The 14,618-nt window shown below is 75.4% G+C and carries 13 protein-coding genes and 1 pseudogene; 7 read left to right on the plus strand and 7 right to left on the minus strand.

Going from position 1 to position 14,618, the window contains the following annotated elements:
• The first annotated feature begins 83 nt into the window (after positions 1-83).
• Positions 84-1,271, plus strand: a complete 1,188-nt coding sequence (locus K353_RS05135; protein ID WP_111552354.1) for an alcohol dehydrogenase catalytic domain-containing protein — start codon at positions 84-86, stop codon at positions 1,269-1,271.
• Between the two features lie 80 nt (positions 1,272-1,351).
• Here K353_RS05135 and K353_RS05140 read toward each other — a convergent pair whose 3' ends face one another.
• Both K353_RS05140 and K353_RS05145 read right to left on the minus strand, forming a co-directional pair.
• Entirely contained in the window at positions 1,352-2,314 is a 963-nt protein-coding gene (locus K353_RS05140; protein ID WP_111552355.1) for an LLM class F420-dependent oxidoreductase, read from the minus strand.
• A 229-nt stretch (positions 2,315-2,543) separates the two neighbouring features.
• Positions 2,544-3,064 (minus strand): annotated as a pseudogene (locus K353_RS05145) (ornithine decarboxylase); the annotation flags it as partial.
• A gap of 206 nt (positions 3,065-3,270) precedes the next feature.
• Between K353_RS05145 and K353_RS05150 the strand changes: the two are divergent.
• The 5 genes from K353_RS05150 to K353_RS36775 all read left to right on the plus strand — a co-directional run bounded on the left by K353_RS05150 (position 3,271) and on the right by K353_RS36775 (position 8,623).
• Positions 3,271-4,248 carry an ABC transporter ATP-binding protein gene (locus K353_RS05150; protein ID WP_111552356.1) on the plus strand — a complete coding sequence of 326 codons (978 nt, stop codon included), beginning with the start codon at positions 3,271-3,273 and terminating at the stop codon, positions 4,246-4,248.
• Positions 4,245-5,093, plus strand: coding sequence for an ABC transporter permease (locus K353_RS05155; RefSeq protein WP_370447559.1), 849 nt, complete (start codon positions 4,245-4,247; stop codon positions 5,091-5,093). The genes K353_RS05150 and K353_RS05155 overlap by 4 nt, the downstream gene beginning before the upstream one ends.
• Positions 5,094-5,308: 215 nt before the next feature.
• On the plus strand, positions 5,309-6,820 hold the full coding sequence (locus K353_RS05160; protein WP_370447560.1) for a sensor histidine kinase: 1,512 nt from the start codon (positions 5,309-5,311) through the stop codon (positions 6,818-6,820).
• Complete coding sequence (locus K353_RS05165) at positions 6,817-7,491, plus strand: response regulator transcription factor (protein WP_111552357.1); 675 nt, start codon at positions 6,817-6,819, stop codon at positions 7,489-7,491. Before K353_RS05160 ends, K353_RS05165 begins: the two co-directional genes overlap by 4 nt.
• A 460-nt stretch (positions 7,492-7,951) precedes the next feature.
• Positions 7,952-8,623 (plus strand): phosphatase PAP2 family protein, encoded by a 672-nt coding sequence (locus tag K353_RS36775; RefSeq protein ID WP_111552358.1) that lies wholly within the window; start codon positions 7,952-7,954, stop codon positions 8,621-8,623.
• Positions 8,624-8,739: 116 nt separating this feature from the next.
• Here K353_RS36775 and K353_RS05180 read toward each other — a convergent pair whose 3' ends face one another.
• Genes K353_RS05180 through K353_RS34780 form a run of 3 tightly spaced genes read right to left on the minus strand, consistent with a single transcriptional unit; the run spans position 8,740 to position 12,056 of the window.
• The gene (locus K353_RS05180) at positions 8,740-10,425 is read right to left on the minus strand and encodes a serine/threonine-protein kinase (protein WP_111552359.1); all 1,686 of its coding nucleotides are present in this window, start codon (positions 10,423-10,425) and stop codon (positions 8,740-8,742) included.
• A 43-nt stretch (positions 10,426-10,468) separates the two neighbouring features.
• Complete coding sequence (locus K353_RS05185) at positions 10,469-11,917, minus strand: glycosyltransferase (protein WP_233533381.1); 1,449 nt, start codon at positions 11,915-11,917, stop codon at positions 10,469-10,471.
• A complete protein-coding gene (locus K353_RS34780) occupies positions 11,907-12,056 on the minus strand; it encodes a hypothetical protein (RefSeq protein WP_199527991.1) in 150 nt (49 codons plus the stop codon). The genes K353_RS05185 and K353_RS34780 overlap by 11 nt, the downstream gene beginning before the upstream one ends.
• 289 nt (positions 12,057-12,345) lie before the next feature.
• Here K353_RS34780 and K353_RS05190 point away from each other — a divergent pair, with 289 nt between their 5' ends.
• Positions 12,346-12,672 (plus strand): putative quinol monooxygenase, encoded by a 327-nt coding sequence (locus K353_RS05190; protein ID WP_111552360.1) that lies wholly within the window; start codon positions 12,346-12,348, stop codon positions 12,670-12,672.
• A 37-nt stretch (positions 12,673-12,709) separates the two neighbouring features.
• Here the strand turns inward: K353_RS05190 and K353_RS05195 are convergent, their stop codons facing one another.
• Both K353_RS05195 and K353_RS05200 read right to left on the minus strand, forming a co-directional pair.
• Positions 12,710-13,672 carry a TerC family protein gene (locus K353_RS05195; protein WP_111552361.1) on the minus strand — a complete coding sequence of 321 codons (963 nt, stop codon included), beginning with the start codon at positions 13,670-13,672 and terminating at the stop codon, positions 12,710-12,712.
• Between the two features lie 282 nt (positions 13,673-13,954).
• Complete coding sequence (locus K353_RS05200) at positions 13,955-14,302, minus strand: PRC-barrel domain containing protein (RefSeq protein ID WP_111552362.1); 348 nt, start codon at positions 14,300-14,302, stop codon at positions 13,955-13,957.
• Positions 14,303-14,618 lie beyond the last annotated feature (316 nt).

Below are 14,618 nucleotides of genomic sequence, written 5' to 3' on the forward strand. Positions count from 1 at the left end.
GGACGGAACCGGGGCGGAATCCCGGACGGGACCCGGACGGACATCGGCACAGACCGACGGAAATCGAACGGAAGGAGCACGCGATGCGTGCGGTGACCTGGCAGGGCCGGCGGGACGTCCGGGTGAAGGAGGTGCCCGACGCGCGGATCGAGGACCCCACGGACGTGCTGGTGGAGGTGAGCTCGACCGGCCTGTGCGGCTCCGACCTGCACCTGTACGAGGTGCTCGGTCCGTTCCTCGACCCGGGCGACATCCTCGGCCACGAGGCGATGGGCACCGTCCGGGAGGTGGGCGGCGCGGTGCGGACGCTGAGCCCGGGCGACCGGGTGGTGGTGCCGTTCAACGTCAGCTGCGGCACCTGCCGGATGTGCGCGAACGGGCTGCACTCGCAGTGCGAGACCACCCAGGTGCGCGAGTACGGCAGCGGCGCGGCGCTGTTCGGCTACACCAAGCTGTACGGCCAGGTGCCGGGCGGACAGGCCGAGTTGCTGCGCGTCCCGTTCGGCGACACGCTGCCGGTGAAGGTGCCGCACGGGCCGCCGGACGACCGGTTTGTCTTCCTGTCGGACGTGCTGCCGACCGCCTGGCAGGCCGTCGAGTACGCGGCCGTCCCCGAGGGCGGCACGCTGCTGGTGCTGGGCCTCGGCCCGATCGGCGAGATGTGCGCGCGGATCGCGCTGCGGCGTCCGGGCATCCGGCAGGTGATCGGCATCGACCTGGTGCCGGAGCGGCTGCGGCGGACCAGGGAGCGCGGCGCGGTCGTGCTGGACCTGAACGACCGGCCGCAGCTGCTGCCGCAGGCGGTGCGCGACCTGACCGACGGGCTCGGCCCGGACAGCGTGATCGACGCGGTCGGCATGGAGGCGCACGGCTCCCCGGTCGCCACCGTGGCGCAGCGGGCCGCCGGCCTGCTGCCGGACGCGCTGGCCCGGCCGCTGATGCAGAAGGCGGGCCTGGACCGGTTGCAGGCCCTGCACCTGGCGGTGGAGCTGGTGCGGCGCGGCGGCACGATCTCGGTGGCGGGCGTCTACGGCGGCGCGGCCGACCCGATGCCGCTGCTGACCATGTTCGACAAGCAGCTCCAGCTCCGGATGGGCCAGGCCAACGTGCGGCGCTGGACGGACGACCTGCTGCCGCTGCTGACCGACGACGACCCGCTGGGCGTGGACTCCTTCGCCACCCACCACCTCCCGCTGAGCGAGGCGGCGGACGCGTACGCGATGTTCCAGCAGAAGCGGGACGGCGCGATCAAGGTGCTGTTCCGCCCCTGACCGCGCCGCCCTGACCGCGCCGCGCCGCGCCGCCGTCGCGCCCGCCGGGGGGTCGTCCCGCCGGGCGCGGCGGCTCCGGTTCAGACGGCGCGCAGCGCGGGCAGCAGCTCGTGCTCGGCCCAGTCGAGGAACGCGGGCTGGCTGTCGCCGCCGACCTGGACCAGCGCGAGCTCGTCGAACCCGGCCTCCGCGTACGGGCGGACCGCGTCGAGGAAGTCCTCGACGCGGTCGCCGCACGGGATGGACCCGGCCACGTCCTCGGGCCGGACGTACTGGCTGGCGGCGGCGAAACCGGCGGTGCCGGGGAGGTCCGCGTTGACCTTCCAGCCGCCGCCGAACCAGCGGAACTCGGCGTGCGCGCGGGCGACGGCGGCGTCCCGGTCCCGGTCGAAGCAGACCGGCACCTGGCCGACCGAGGGCTTGCCCGCGCCGCCGGCCTCGGCGAACGCGGTGAGCAGCTCCCGTTCCGGCTGGACGGCGATCACCAGGTCGGCGAGCCGCCCGGCCGTCGCGCAGGAGACCGGCCCGGAGACCGCGACGCCGATCGGCGGCGGCTGGCCGGGCAGGTCCCACAGCTTGGCGCCGTCGACCTGGAAGTGCTTGCCGTGGTGCGTCACGTACCCGCCCGCGAACAGCGCCCGGATGATCTCCACGGCCTCCGCCAGCATCTCCTGGCGCACCGCGACGGGCGGCCAGCCCCGGCCCACCACGTGCTCGTTCAGGTTCTCGCCGCTGCCCAGCCCGAGCCGGAACCGCCCGCCGGAGAGCAGCTGCACGGTGGCGGCCTTCTGCGCCACCACCGCCGGGTGGTACCGGACGGTCGGGCAGGTCACGTACGTCATCAGCGGCAGCGCGTCGGTGGCCTGGGCGACCGCGCCGAGCACCGCCCAGGCGTAGGGGGCGTGGCCCTGCTCGTCCAGCCACGGGGAGTAGTGGTCGGAGATCACCGCGAAGTCGAACCCGGCCCGCTCGGCGCGCACCGCGTCGGCGACCAGGTCCTGCGGGGCGCGCTGCTCCGTCATCAAGGTGTATCCGATGCGCATGGTGCTCCTCCTGTGGCCGTCAGGCCCTCGTGCTTCTGCGTTCCTGCGGCTGGCGCGTGTACCCGGCGGGCCGGGCGGCATGCGTGCGGGGGGTCCGGACGACCCGTTCGGGCGGGCGGATTCAGTCGAGCGGACGCAGCAGGTCGCGCAGCAGGCGCAGGGCGGCTTCGATCGCGGTGGCGCGGATGTCGGCGGGCCGGGTGGTGGGCGGCTCGGGGCGGGCGGTGCGGGTGCCGGACGGGGTGGGCGAGGTCACCAGGGCGCCCTTGGCGTCGGGGTGGCGGGCCGGCGCGGCGCGGAACGCCTCGGCGCGGGGCGGATGGGCCAGGTGCAGGCCGGCGTCCCAGGACGGGTCGACCCGGACCGGGCGGATGCCGGCCACGATCAGTCCGGCCACCACGGACTTGTGCGCGTCCCGGCCGACCAGCAGCTCCTCGTGCGGCCCGGCGGCCGCGAGCATCGCGGCCTTGACCGACAGCGAGCTGCCGCAGGTGGAGAAGAAGGTGTGCTCGGCGCTCACCGCCTCGGCCATCAGCCGCTGGGCGTGCGGCAGGATGCCGCGCGAGCCGGTGCGGTCGTCGAGCCCGCCGGTGGCCAGCAGGTCCGAGCGGAACACGTCCGGCCCGAGGGCGGCCGGCACCCGCGGGTCGGCCCCCTCCCCTGCCTGTGGCCGGGCGGGGTGAACGCGGTCAGCGGATTGGCGTGGAAGGCCGCCAGGGCCTCCAGCACCGGTGCCTGGGACTGGTCCATGCGGCGCGTGTGTCCCCGGCCCGGACGGCGAAACGGGCCGACGGGCGTACCGGAACGGCCTCCGGGGCCGGGGGTGGTACCGCGGTACCACCCCCGGCCGAATGATCGTCCCCGGGTGCCGCCGTCCGGGCCCGGGCGGGGCCTAGCGTGGCGGCAAGAGGCGGGTCGGGACGGCCCGGCCCGGAATCGGCGAGGGAGCGGACCGGATGATCGAGGCGCAGCAGCTGACGAAGCGTTACGGGGAGAAGACCGCGGTCGACGGGCTCGACTTCACCGTGCGGCCGGGCAGCGTGACCGGGTTCCTGGGCCCGAACGGCGCCGGGAAGTCCACCACCATGCGGATGATCGTCGGGCTGGACGCGCCGACCAGCGGCTCGGTGCGGGTCAACGGGCGCCGCTACGCCGAGCACGCCGCGCCGCTGCAGGAGGTCGGCGCGCTGCTGGAGGCCAGGTCGATCCACCCGGGCCGCTTCGCGTTCCACCACCTGAGGGCGCTGGCCCACACCCACGGCATCCCGCGTGCCCGGGTCGAGGAGGTGATCGGGCTGACCGGGCTGGAGTCGGTGGCCGGGAAGCGGGCCGGGGCGTTCTCGCTCGGCATGGGGCAGCGGCTGGGCATCGCGGCGGCGCTGCTGGGCGACCCGGCCACGGTGATGCTGGACGAGCCGGTCAACGGCCTCGACCCGGAGGGCGTGCTGTGGATCCGCAACCTGCTCACCGGCCTGGCCGCCGAAGGCCGCACCGTCTTCGTCTCCTCGCACCTGATGAGCGAGGTCGCCCTGGTCGCTGACCACCTGATCGTGGTCGGCCGGGGCCGCCTGCTGGCCGACACCACCGTGCGGGACCTCGTCCGGCAGGCCGGCGGCGACCGGGTCACCGTCGCCTCCGCCGACCCGGCGAAGCTGCGCGAACTGCTCACCGGCCCCGGCGTGGAGATCACCGGCCGGGCCGGTGCCGAGGAGCTGGAGGTGACCGGCCTGACCGCCCGCCGGATCGGCACCGTCGCGGCCGAACACGGCATCGCGCTGTACGAGTTGGCCACCCGGACGGTCTCGCTGGAACAGGCGTTCATGGACCTGACCCGGGACGCCGTGGAGTACCACGGCACCACCACCGGTGGCGCTGCCACCACCGCCGCCGTCACCACCGCCGCCACCGCCGCCGACCCGAGGAGCGCCGCGTGAGCGCCATCGCCCCGTCCCCCGCCCCGTCGCCCGCCGCCGAGCGCCCCGCCCGTCCCCCGTACCGGGTCACCGGCGTCCGGGTGCTGCGCTCGGAGTGGGCGAAGACCTGGTCGCTGCGCTCCACCTGGATCACCCTGGGCCTGGGGCTGCTCTTCCTGGTGGCGTTCGGCCTGATCGCGGCCTTCCAGTTCAAGTCCCGGCTGGACTCGGGCCGTCCGATGGACCGCGACTTCGCCGACGCGAACGCGCTCACCCTCTCGCTGTTCGGCACCAACTTCGCGCAGCTCGCCCTGGGCGTGCTGGGCGTCCTGATCGCGGCGGGCGAGTACTCGACCGGCATGATCCGCTCGACCCTGGCCGCGGTGCCGCGCCGGCTGCCGGTGCTGTGGGCGAAGGCCGCGGTGTTCGGGGCGGTGGCGCTGGTCCTGGCCACCGCCGGGGTGTTCGCGGCCTTCGCGATCGGCAGCGGCGTCCTGTCCGGCACCCGGGCCGCGCTGACCTTCTCGGACCCGGGCGTGCTGCGCGGCCTGTTCGGCGCGGGGCTGTACCTGGGCCTGGTGGGCGTGATCGGCGTGGCGCTGGGCATGCTGCTGCGCTCGATCGCGGGCGGCATCTCGGTGCTGGTCGCCGCGCTGATGCTGGTGCCCGGCCTGGTCCAGCTGCTGCCCAGCTCGTGGCACGACCACATCAGCCCCTACCTGCCGAGCAACGCGGGCCAGGCGGTCTTCGCCCTCCAGCACGACCAGGCCACCCTGTCGCCGGGCGCCGGACTGGCCGTCTTCGCCCTGTGGACGGCGGCGGCACTGGCGGGCGCGGCGGTACGGCTGGTACGCCGCGACGCGTGAACGCGCGGCGGCCGGATGTGCGGGGGCGGACGTCCGGGTCGAGCGCGCGACACCTGGCAGACTGACCTGCCGACGTGTCGATCTGTCGACCTCCCGGCCCACCGACTTGCCGACCTGCTGATCTACTGACGACCCACCGACCTGCCGCGGTGCCCCGGTGAGCGATTTCCGGGGCGCCGTGGCGCACCGCCGTCCGACCACCCTGGGGGTCTCCCGTGTCCGATCCGGCCTCCCCCGGCGCCACGCCGCCCGCCGTCCCGCTGCCGGGCCCGTCCGATCCGGGCGGTGCCGACACCGCGCCCGGCCATCCCTTCCTGGACCGCCTGGCCCGGGTCGGCCAGCGCCTGCGCGGGCTGGACGAGCGGTGGCCGTGGCTGCTGGACGTCGGCGTGGTGGCCTGGGCGTTCCTGCTGCTCGGCGTACCGGAACTGCTGCACCCCGACGGCGACGGGGACGGGGAGGGTCCGCGCGGGCACCGCGTGGTCTTCACCCCCCTGCCGCTGCCCGCCGCCCTGGCCTTCCAGGCCGCGCTGCTGCTGCCGCTGCTGTGGCGCCGCCGCCGGCCGGGGGCGGCGTTCGCCGTGGTGGGCGCGGTGTTCCTGGTGCAGTGGTCGCTGGGCGCGGCGCAGCGGGCGGACGCGGCGCTGCTGCTGGCGCTGTACGCGCTGGCCCTGCACGGGCGGCTGCGGACCCTGGCCTGGGCGTGCGCGGCCAGCACGGTGGGGGCGGTGGCGGTGGCGGTGCGGATGTCCTCGGCGGTGCCGGTGTGGGACGTGCTGTTCTTCCTGACCACGGCGGTGACGGCGGCCGTCGCGCTGGGCATCGCCGTCCGGATGCGCCGGGCGCGGCTCGCGGGCCTGCGCGAGCGGGCGGCCCGGCTGGAGGTGGAGCGCGACCAGCGCAGCCGGTTGGCCGCGGCGGCCGAACGGGCCCGGGTGGCACGGGAGATGCACGACATCATCGGCCACAACCTGTCGGTGATCATCACCCTGGCGGACGGCGGCGCGTACGCGGCCCGTTCCACGCCCGAGCGCGGCCGGGAGGCGCTGGTGCTGATCGGCGACTCGGGGCGGCAGGCGCTGGGCGAGCTGCGCCGGATGCTGGGCGTGCTGCGCGAGCACGGCGACGGCCTCGAACTGGCCCCGCAGCCGGGCATCGCCGACCTGGCCGAACTGTGCGGGCGGATCCGGGCGGCCGGGCCGGAGGTGGTCCACCGCACCGAGGGCGCGCTGGAGTCGCTGGACCGCGGGGTGCAGCTGATGGTCTACCGGATCGTCCAGGAGGCGCTGACCAACACGCTCAAGCACGCGGGCCCGGCGGCCCGGGCCCGGGTGTCGGTCTCGCTGGCCGGGGCCCGGCTGCTGGTCCGGGTCGACGACGACGGCGGCCCGGACCAGCAGCCGGGCGGTGCCCCCTCCCCCGGCGGCCCGCCCGGGGAGGGCCAGGGCGTCACCGGCATGCGGGAGCGGGCCGCGCTGTACGGCGGCACCGTCGCGGCGGGCCCGGCCCCGGGCGGGGGCTGGTCGGTGGTCGCCGACCTGGACGTCACCCCCGCGACCGACCTGGGCCTCGCCCCGGCTCCCCCGCCCACGAAGCCCGCCCCGCCCGCTCCTCCCCCTTCTCCCGCGCCTCCCCTCCCCCACTCCTCGCCCTCTCCTCCCGTCCCTGCCGCCCCTCCCGTCCCTCCCGTCCCTCCCGTCCTCGACCCGGCCGGAGGTCCGGCATGACCAGCGTCCTGATCGTGGACGACCAGCCCCTGCAACGCTTCGGCTTCCGGATGCTGCTGGAGAGCCAGCCCGACACCTCGGTGGCCGGGGAGGCCGGGCACGGCGCGGAGGCGGTCCGGCTGGCCGCCGAACTGCGGCCGGACGTGGTCCTGATGGACATCCGGATGCCCGGCATGGACGGCATCGAGGCGACCCGGCTGATCGTCGCCGCAGGCGGCCGCTCCCGGGTGCTGGTGCTGACCACCTTCGACCTGGACGAGTACGCGCACGCCGCGCTGCGGGCCGGGGCCAGCGGCTTCCTCCTCAAGGACGCCCGCCCCGAGGAACTGCTGGCCGGCGTACGCGCGGTGGCCGGGGGCGACGCGGTGGTGGCGCCCGCGATCACCCGCCGGCTGCTCGACGCGTACGCCCACCACCTGCCGGCCCGGCCGCCCGGCCCGGTGGAGGAGGACCCGCGGCTGGCGGCGCTGACCGGCCGCGAGCGGGAGATCCTGGTCGCGGTCGGCCGGGGTTGGACCAACGGCGAGATCGCCGGTCGGCTGGTGCTCTCGGAGTCGACGGTGAAGACGCACGTCGGCCGGGTGCTCGCCAAGATCGGCGCCCGGGACCGCGTCCAGGCGGTGATCTTCGCCTACGACCTGGGGCTGACCCGACCCAACCCGCCCGCCTAGGGCCCGTCTTCACACCCCCGTCGCAGCCCCGCGGCGTCTGGTGCGTGCTCTCGGCGTGCCGGGTGGAAGGCCGCGTACTGGATGTACTCGGCCTTTCGCCCGGTGCGGCGAGAGGGCGTGCCAGGCGTCGTGGGGCAGACGGGGGGGTGAAGACGGGCCCTAGTGCCGCGTCGGGCGGTCCGCCGAGCCGGTCCGCCGCCGGGCGGCCGGGCACCCGCCACCCCCCGGTGTCCAGGTCCGGACGGTGGTCCCCGGGTGGGCGGGTCGGCGCGGCGCGGTGCCGGGCCGCCATCGGGTCTTCAGGATCCGTTCAGGACACCTGGGCCGTGCCGGTCGTCACGGTGCCGCCCGCCGCCCTCCGGAAAGGCGCCCCGACCATGTTCCGCTCCTCGGCCCCGCCGACCGCCGGCCCCCTGGACGCGGGGGCGCCACCGCGTGCGCACCGCCGGCCCGGGCCCCGGTGAGCGGCGCGGGGCCGCGTCGCTCCCCGGCGGTGGTGGCCGGGGCCTGCGGCGGGGCGTTCGTGCTGGTGGCGGTGGTGGTCGCGGTGCACGGGTGGGCGCCGTTCGGATTCGAGGCGGCGGCGGTGCGCTGGAGCGCGGCGCACCGGCCGGGCGCGGCGCGGTCGGCGGCGGTGGCGGTCACCGAGCTGGGCACCGGCGTCCTCCCGTACCTGCTCGCCCTGGCGGCGGGCGCGGTGTCGCTCCGGGCCCGCCGCCCGGCCGGGGCCCGGCGGACGGCGGTGCTGCTGGCCCCCCTGGTGTGGCTGCTGGCGGGGCAGTTGCTCCGGCAGGGGCTGATGCGCGCCTTCGCCCGGCCGCGCCCCCCGCGCACGGGCTGGGCGTTCGACGCCTCGGGTTTCTCCTTCCCCTCCGGGCACGCCTTCACCTCCGCCCTGTCCGCCGGACTGCTGGCCGTCGCCCTGGCCCGGGCCCGGCCCGGAGCCGCCCGCGGCGCGGCGGCGGGAGCGGCCCTGTTCGCCGCCGCGATCGGCACCAGCCGGGTGTACCTGGGCGTGCACTGGCCGCTGGACGTCCTGGGCGGCTGGCTGCTGGCGGCCTGCTGGCTGGCCCTGGGGGCGTGGCTGCTCGGGCGGCGGGACCGGCAGGACCGACGGGCGGCGGACGGGTAGCGGTGGGCGGAGCCGTCCGGTCGAGGTCCGCCGCCGACGGCGCGGTGCCCTCGGGCCCGGCAGGGCGCGGGGCCCACCCGGCCGGGTCCGTCACGAAGGCCGGCGGTCGGTCCCGGTCAGGACTTGACCACCTTGAGGATCTTGCCGGTGGCACCCGCGGTGAGGTAGCCGCCCTCGTCGTAGTCGCCGGAGAGGTAGTAGCGGATGGTGATCTCGTTGGCGAACCAGCCGTAGTCGACGAGCAGATAGGTCGACTTGGGGGTGGGGACGCCGAGTTCGGTCTTGGCGGTGGCCAGGACGGCCGGGATCTGGTTCCAGTCGATCTTGGTGAGGTCGACGGGGTCCTGGCCCTGGCTGACCGTGCCGCCGGGCTCGCTGGTGATCTTGCCGTTGCGGTAGCTGACGTCGTCGTAGTGCTTGGGGTTGTCCTTGGTCAGCACCTTGGCGCTGGCGTACTCCGGATAGATCGACATGTCGATGACGGTGGCGCTGCCGGTGGCCGCGCGGATCTTCTCGACCAGGCCGCGGGCCCCGTCCGGGGTGAGCAGGCCGGTGCCGGGGTCGGCGGGCCCGGGGCCGGCGGCGGACGGCGCGCCGGACGGGGAGGAGGCGGTGGGTGCGGCCCCAGGGGTGGCCGAGGTGCTGGGGGTGGCGGGCGCGGTGGCGGGGGCCTTCGCGGCGGCGTCGGTGCCGCCGGGCTTCGCGGAGTCGAACCAGCCCTGCTGGAACGACCAGCCCAGGAGTCCGGCCGCGACGGCGGCGGCCAGCACGGCCGTCAGCACCGGTCCGGTGCGGCGGCGTCGGCGGGGCGGGGGCATCGTCCCGGTGGGCGCGTGCGGGAGGGAGCCGGCCTCGGTGGGGGCGTACGGCGGCGGGGTGTGCGTTCCGGTGGGGCGGTACGGCGGCGGGGAGTTGGTCTCGGTCGGGGAGAAGGCCGGGCTGCCGCCGAGGGTGCCGTCGATGCCCTGTTCGGCAGCGGCGAAGAGCCGGTCGAGGCGGGCGGCGCCGGGCCGCTCGGCGGGGTCGCGGGCGAGCAGCGCGGTGAGGGTGGGGCCGAGCGGGCCGGAGCGCACCGGTGGCGGGAGGGGCTGGTCGAGGACGGCGGCGAGGGTGGCGATGCTGTTGGCGCGGCGCAGCGGGTGGTGGCCCTCGACGGCGACGTACAGCGTCATGCCGAGCGACCAGAGGTCGGAGGCGGGGTCGCCCTCGTGGCCGCGGATGCGTTCGGGGGCGATGTACTCGGGCGAGCCGATCAGCGCGCCGGTGGCGGTGAGGCTGGTGGACTCGCTGAGCGCCGCGATGCCGAAGTCGGTGAGGACGGGGGTGCCGTCGGTGCGCAGCAGGACGTTGCCCGGTTTGACGTCGCGGTGCTGGATGCCGGCCGCGTGGGCGGCGGTGAGCGCGGCGAGCAGGCCGCGGCCGATCCGGGCGGCCTCCGGCGGGGAGAGCGGGCCGCGGGTGATCCGGTCGTGCAGGGAGCCGCCGGTGACGAGTTCCATCACCAGCCAGGGGTGGGCGAGTTCGGCGTTGTCTACGATGTGGTGGATGGTCACCACGTTGGGGTGCTGGAGCCGGGCCAGCGCCCGTGCCTCGCGCAGCACGCGTTCGCGCAGTTCGTGGGCGGCGGCGGGGTCGGCGGCGAGCATCGCCGGGTCCGGCGGGCGGACCTCCTTGAGCGCGACCTCGCGCTGCAGCACGGTGTCCCTGGCCCGCCAGACCAGGCCCATTCCGCCGCCGCCGAGCCGCGCCAGCAACTCGAAGCGGCCGTCGATCAGTTGGCCGCCCGGCCCGGCTGTCGTCATGGCGCACATCGTAGGGGCTGGGGCGGACGGTCCTCGAACGCCCCTACCCGGCGGCGGGGGCGAGGGCGACCTCGGGCCCGTGCTGGCGGGTGCCCCAGCCGGTGCGCAGGCAGGTGAGCGTGGCGTACCAGCGCACCGGGCGCAGCACCGTCCAGGACCAGGCGACGGCGAGCGGGGTGAGCGCCCAGGTGGCGAGCTGGGAGCGCAGCGGCTGGTCGGAGCGGCGCAGGGTGAGGTAGCGCAGGGTCTGCCCGGCGACGATCAGCAGCGGGACGGCGAGCAGCACCGGCGGCAGCGGGGCGCCGGTGCGCCAGGTGCGGGTGAGCAGCAGGACGGCGGTGGCGGTGGCGGCCAGGTGCTGGTACCAGCGCAGCACCTGGGCCAGCAGCGCGGGGTGGGTGAGCGGCAGGTAGCGCACCCGCCACAGCGAGCGGATGGTGGAGCCGCGCATCCAGCGCAGGTACTGGCGCAGGTGGTGGCCGACGCGCTCCGGCATGGCGCTGAACACCAGGGCGGTGGGCTGCTGGACGACCCGGCCGCGCCGCAGGGCGTAGAAGGTGAGCAGCGAGTCGTCGGAGAAGGTGACGGGCCGTCCGGCGAAGGTCTCGGTGAGGTACGCCTCGCGGTGGTCGGTGAGGGCCGCGGCGCGGTAGGCGGCGAGCGAGCCGGAGCAAACCATGACCGCGCCGAGCGGGGAGAGCGCGGAGCGGTCGACGAGCTGGTTGGTGACGTACCAGAGGTCGGTGATCCGGCTGATCAGGCCGTGCCGGTTGTTGTGGGCGAGGACGACGCCGGCCACCGCCTGGACCCTCGGGTCGGCGAGGGGTTGCAGCAGTTCGTGCAGGGCCCGCGGGTCGAGGCGGGCGTCGGAGTCGACGGTGACCAGGACGTCCGCGCCGGGGCAGTGCGCGGCGGCGGCGAGCTGGGCGGCGCGCTTGCCCCGGTTGGCCCGGCGCTGCCAGGTGGTGCGGACGCCGGCCCGCTCGGCGGCCGTGAGCCACCAGGCCCGCAGCGACGCGTAGTCGGTGGTGGAGCCGTCGTCGACGACGTGCACGGACTGCGGGGGCCGGGTCTGGGCGAGCAGGGAGGCCAGGGAGGTGCGCAGGTAGCCGGGGTCCTCGTTGTACAGCGGGACGAGGACGGCGACCTCCAGCCGGTCGAGTTCCCGCTGCTGCCCGGCGTCGGCCCGGACCGGGCGCTCGGCGAGGTAGAGGACGGTCTGCACGAGGAGCGCCAGCGCGACCGGCGCCCAGGCCCAGTCCGTCCAGCCCCCGCCCGTCCCCGCCGCGGCGCCCCAGGCGCGCAGCCCGTAGCCGGCCGCGACGACCGCGAGCAGGAACAGCCCGGCGGTGGCGGCCAGCAGCACCCCCGGCCGGTGGCGGTGCGCGACCAGCGGGCGGTCGGCGTCAGCGTCCGGGCGGTCGGCGGCAGGGTCCGGGCAGGGGTCGGCGGCGGCGGTACCGGCCGGGCGGCGGTCGCCGTCAGCGGCCACGGCGGAACCCGACCCGCACGCAGAGCACCCCGGCCGCGACCAGTACGGCGGCGACCGCCACCATCCACCATCCGGCGACGGTCAACCCGCCCAGCACCAGCACACCCGCACCGGTCTTCGCCAACTGGTTCTGGTACATGCCTGCCCTCACGAGTCCGGTGGACGAACGGTCCTCCCCACCGTCGCCGCCGCGCTCCGCTGACGCACCGTCAGGGGGCGGAACGGGTGAACCCCGCGCCGGGGCCGTCCGCACCGGGTGCGAGGATCGGGACACGCCCGGAGAACTCGCCCGCCGGCACCGCGGGTGCCTGGTGACCGGCCCGTTCCCGTCGCGCGAGGGCGGTGGCTGCGGGGGGTGGGCGGATCTGGGAGGGTGGCGGGTGCCGGCACACGGGTCCGTGTGCGTACCAGACACCAGAGGAGCAGTCGTGATCTTCATCGCTGTGAAGTTCGCCATCCGGCCCGAGCACAGCGCGGACTGGATCGAGCGGGTCGGGGAGTTCACCTCCGCCACCCGCGCCGAGGAGGGCAACGTCTTCTTCGAGTGGTCCCGCAGCGTCGACGACCCGCACCAGTACGTGCTGCTGGAGGCGTTCCGGGACGGCGAGGCGGGTGCCCGGCACGTCGAGTCGGAGCACTTCAAGGCGGCGATGGCCTGGATGCCGGACTCGATCGCCCGGACCCCGGAGATCATCAACGTGGAGGTCCCCGGCAGCGGCTGGAGCGCGATGGCGGAACTCAGCCCGCGCGGCTGAGCGCGTCGCCGCCGGGCGGCCGGTGTCTGACGAGCGGTCAGGCGCCGGCCGCCCGGTCCCGGCGGCGGGAGGCCAGCAGGCTGGCCGCGGTGGTGACGACCAGCACCACCACGATGAAGCCCAGCGAGAACGCGATGCCGATCTCCGGGACGTGCACGCCGCTCTCGTGCAGCGCGTGCAGGATCAGCTTGACGCCGATGAAGCCGAGGATCACCGACAGGCCGTAGGACAGGTAGACCAGCCTGGTCAGCAGGCCGCCGATCAGGAAGTACAGCTGGCGCAGGCCCATCAGCGCGAAGGCGTTGGCGGTGAAGACGATGTAGGCGTCCTGGGTGAGGCCGAAGATCGCCGGGATGGAGTCCAGGGCGAACAACAGGTCGGTGGTGCCGATCGCCAGCATGACGGTCATCATCGGGGTCATCAGCCGGCGGCCGTCCACCCGGACGAACAGCCTGGTGCCGTGGTACTCGTCCGTGGACGGGACGCGCCTCCTGATCAGCCGCATCAGCCGCCCCTCGTGGTACTCCTCCGCCTCCTTGTCCTGCCCGGCCTCCCGCAGCAGCTTGACGGCCGTCCAGACCAGGAACGCGCCGAACAGGTAGAACACCCAGGAGAACCGTTCGACCAGCGCCGCGCCGCCCGCGATGAAGACCGCCCGCAGCACCAGGGCGATCACCACCCCGAACATCAGCACCCACTGCTGGTAGATCCTCGGCACCGCGAACTTGCCCATGATCAGGATGAAGACGAACAGGTTGTCGACGCTCAGCGACTTCTCCGTGACGTACCCGGCGAAGAACTCCACCGCCGACCGCGACCCGGCGTACCCCCACACGAAGCAGCCGAACAGCCCCGCCAGCACCACCCACACCGTGGTCCAGACCCCGGCCTCCTTGATCGAGACCTCGTGCGGCTTGCGCCCCCCGATGAAGAAGTCGGCCACGATCAGGGCGATCAGTACCGCGATGGTGCCGGCCCACAGACCCGCGGACACGTCCAAGGCTGCTCCTCGAGGTCCCGTCGAAAGCACCATCCTGACCGGCCGGAACCGCCCCGCCCGCACGACACACCCGGACACCACGACCGGCCGATGCCGGGGGTGGTCACGGACGGCTGGTCGCGCTCCAGGGGGCAGGAGCCGAACCGGCCCCGCCTGGGCCTGTGGGCCCGGGTGGCGGGCTTGCGGCGGGCGGACCCGGGGCAGCTGCCCGGCGGTCCGGGCATGCCGGTGCCCACCGCACCCCGTCCGCCGACGGGGTGCGGTGGCGCTCGTGGCGGGCCGTCAGAGGCCGGTGTTGTAGTAGCCGCCGACGGTGCGGCGGTACTCGGGGTCCAGGGCGTGCGACTCGTGGTGGTACTCGGGGGCGTCCTTGATCTCGTCCTTGGTGCTGCCCACCCAGACGGTGCGGGCCTCCTCGTCGATGCGGCGGATGGTGCCCGCCGGGAGGAGGACGCTGCGGCCGAAGATCCACGGGCCGGTGTCGACGACGATGTGGCCGTCCTCGGCCTCGTAGGAGTGCTTGTCGACCTTGCCGATGTGGCCGTCGGCGGCCTCGACCCGGAAGCCGGTCAGATCGACGCCCGGGTTGTAGCCCTCCGCCTTCTCGTAGCCCCACATGCCGTTGCTCACAACTGCCTCCTTGGTGAGGGGAGTTCGTCGTTCTGCCGGTTCGGCTGCCCGGTTTCCGGGCGGGCATGCGCGGCTTTTCGGCGGATTTGGCGGCTTACCCGCGACGGGGACGGTGTCGGGGCGGCGGGGCCGACGGGGTTCCGGCCCGCCGTGGCCGCGGGTGCGCGTTTCCGGGTCCGCCGACGGGGCGTCAACTCGCGTTCATGACAGGTGGATGACAGTTCCGTGGCGAGGCGCGCGGGACCCCTACCGGGGGGTCACCGCGCGGACTAGCGTGCGCCCGGATTCCGATACCCGCTGTCAGGAAGAGGCCCAG

Source organism: Kitasatospora sp. SolWspMP-SS2h, assembly GCF_003259315.1.
Taxonomy (GTDB): Bacteria; Actinomycetota; Actinomycetes; order Streptomycetales; family Streptomycetaceae; genus Kitasatospora; species Kitasatospora fiedleri.